At 64.9% G+C, this 2,462-nt stretch carries 2 protein-coding genes; one reads left to right on the plus strand and one right to left on the minus strand.

The window, feature by feature from the left end; genetic code table 11:
* The first annotated feature begins 199 nt into the window (after positions 1-199).
* The gene (locus U9980_RS21260) at positions 200-1,141 is read left to right on the plus strand and encodes a C40 family peptidase (protein ID WP_322769536.1); all 942 of its coding nucleotides are present in this window, start codon (positions 200-202) and stop codon (positions 1,139-1,141) included.
* A gap of 532 nt (positions 1,142-1,673) precedes the next feature.
* Here U9980_RS21260 and U9980_RS21265 read toward each other — a convergent pair.
* On the minus strand, positions 1,674-2,246 hold the full coding sequence (locus tag U9980_RS21265; protein ID WP_322769537.1) for a plasmid partitioning protein: 573 nt from the start codon (positions 2,244-2,246) through the stop codon (positions 1,674-1,676).
* Positions 2,247-2,462: the final 216 nt, after the last annotated feature.

Here is a 2,462-nt window from a genome sequence, read left to right on the forward strand (position 1 = left end):
AACGAGATCGGCAACGACGTCGTCTCTGCGACCGCCTGCCGACATGACCGGGCGCTCAGCCCGTGGCAGGCACCGCGCGCCGGCTCCACCGTCGGGAGCAAGTCGCGTCCGAGCCCGGGCCGCGGTAGCCGCGATGACAACCGGCACGGTTGCCGTGTCCGGTGTCGCGCTCGCCGGCTGCGCCCCGACCGACACCGGTATGGACGAAACCTCGGTCAGCTCGCGGATCACGCTAGGATCGCAATTCGGAAGCCAGGCGTCCCTCGCAGGCCTGCGCACGTCGGTCATCAACCCGGCCACCTCGGTCGGCCCCGGCTCCATCACAAGCCAGGTGATCGATCAGGCCGACCTGCACCCGAAGTCGGCTGTCGCGCTGAAGGTCACCAATCCGGACGTCTCCGTGCAGGCCGACCAGCCCATCGACATGGGCTTCGCCCTCGAGGACGGAACGACCCACGCGCCGCTGCCGAACCAGCTCATCAAGGTTCAGGTGAAGCTGCCTGACGGCTGGGCGACATTCAAGCACCTGTACACCAACGAACAGGGCTTCGCCAGCTACACAGCCAAGATTCTCACCACGACACAGATCACGGCTATCTTCGACGGCACCGACGCCCTGCAGTCGGCGCACTCCTCGAACATCGGTACGATGACTGTGATGCCTGGTCCAGCCCCGGCAGTCCCGGCACAGGCGCCTCGATCGGTGGCTCGTAGCGTTCCTCAGGCATCCGGCTCCAGTGGGGCCAGCACGATATCACCGAGTACGATCGATGCGACGATATCCGCAGGCTCCCTCGGTCTACGGGCTGTTTATCTGGCGGCACAACAGGCCGGTAAGCCCTACGTGTACGGTGCAGAGGGACCTTACGCATTCGACTGCTCCGGCCTGGTTCAGTATGTCTTCAAACAGCTGGGGCGCAGCCTTCCTCGTACGGCGGAAGCTCAATACGAGGCAACGACCCGAGTATCGCAGTACAACAAACAGCCCGGCGACCTGATTTTCTTCGGTACACCTGGTAACATTTACCACATGGGCATCTACGCCGGTGATGGCAAGATGTGGGTAGCCCCAAAATCAGGTGACGTTGTCAAACTCGAGGCTATCTGGACCACGTCGTACTCGGTCGGCCGCGTCAGCTAGCGTGCAATCACAGTCCCAACGCCCTCTCGGGGTCAAGGAGCCTGGTAGGTCGGCTCGTACGTCGGTACCGGCGACAGCAGCGTCCATCCCGGTCATGTGAAACGGTTACCGCTCCTTCAAAACACAATCGGGTTCCGCGTGTCCTCCCCCTCCGGTTACGCGTGAACCTCGCCGTCAGGTCGGTGCTGTCGAAATCGGCGCTGATCTGGCGGCCCCAAACCACAACTGGATGTCTCCAAGGACTTCCGCTGGTCGGAGCGAGCCAACCCCCCCGGCTCGTAATGCCCGGCGGAACGCGGGCTTCCGCTGGCCTTGCGCACTGAACCCCCCCCACAGTGCGCTCGGCCGGCGGGAGTCCAGAACTCCCGCCGGCCGGCCGCGCCACCCCCCCGGCTGAGCCGGCCGGCGGGAAGTCAATCCGGTGATGACACGAAGCGTGCCCAGAGACAGAGCTGGTGGTTCCAGGATCTCTGGAGATCCTGGTACCACCAGCCGCGCGAAACGAGCCATCAGCGCGCGGCCTTCGGTCGCTCTAGCCCCTGATATCTTTCGAAAACGTCCACAAAGCAGCGGTCGTGGCTTCGTCCCATTTCTGGGGCAGAAGCTTGACATGAACCTGCGAAGGGCACGCGGGCGCCGGTCCGACCGTGTTCACCGCCCCGACCACCGCAAACAGTGGCTTCTGCGCGGAGTCAAGCGAGCTGCAGGCGACCGTAAGGGCCATGCGACCGCCTTCTCCCCCGCCCCAGATGTAGATCCGGGACATGTCGATGTTCGATCGCTCCTGAGCGACGTAGCGGACCACGTCCCGCAGGTACTGCGCATCCGGGCCGTTGACCTGCCAGCTGCTGGCCACCGCCTCCGGGTACACCAGGGCGAACTTCTGGCGATCTGCAAGCGCCGACGCGTTGCTGGCCTTCTCGATCGCCGCCATGTCGCTGCCGTCGTCAGCTAGAACGAGGACCAACGGCACCGGCTGCCTGGGCTTAGGGGCGGCATGTACCGCAAGCTCACGGCCTGCCGACGCGTAGCCCGCCGGAATCGCGGCGCGCTCGGTCTTCACCGTGGGTGAGCGGTAGGTATAGGCGAAGGCAACCACGACCACGGCTACGACGATCAGCGTCCGTCGACGGTTCTTGGTCCACAGCGCTTTCCCGACTTTGAGCGGATTCGATACCACGAGCCAACCGAACCACACAGACGCCGCCCGATTCGGCAGATTCGCCGTGTGGCGTGCACGAGTCGGGCACCGCACCGGCGATCTGGCCCGTACCCCGGCGGCCGACCCGGAGATCCGGAGATCCGGAGATCCGGAGATCCG

This window comes from Protofrankia sp. Cr1, assembly GCF_963555865.1.
Lineage (GTDB): Bacteria > Actinomycetota > Actinomycetes > Frankiales > Frankiaceae > Protofrankia.

Coding starts and splice junctions, on each gene's coding strand:
- U9980_RS21260 (WP_322769536.1), top strand. CDS start 200: ATGGACGAAACCTCGGTCAGCTCGCGGATCACGCTAGGATCGCAATTC.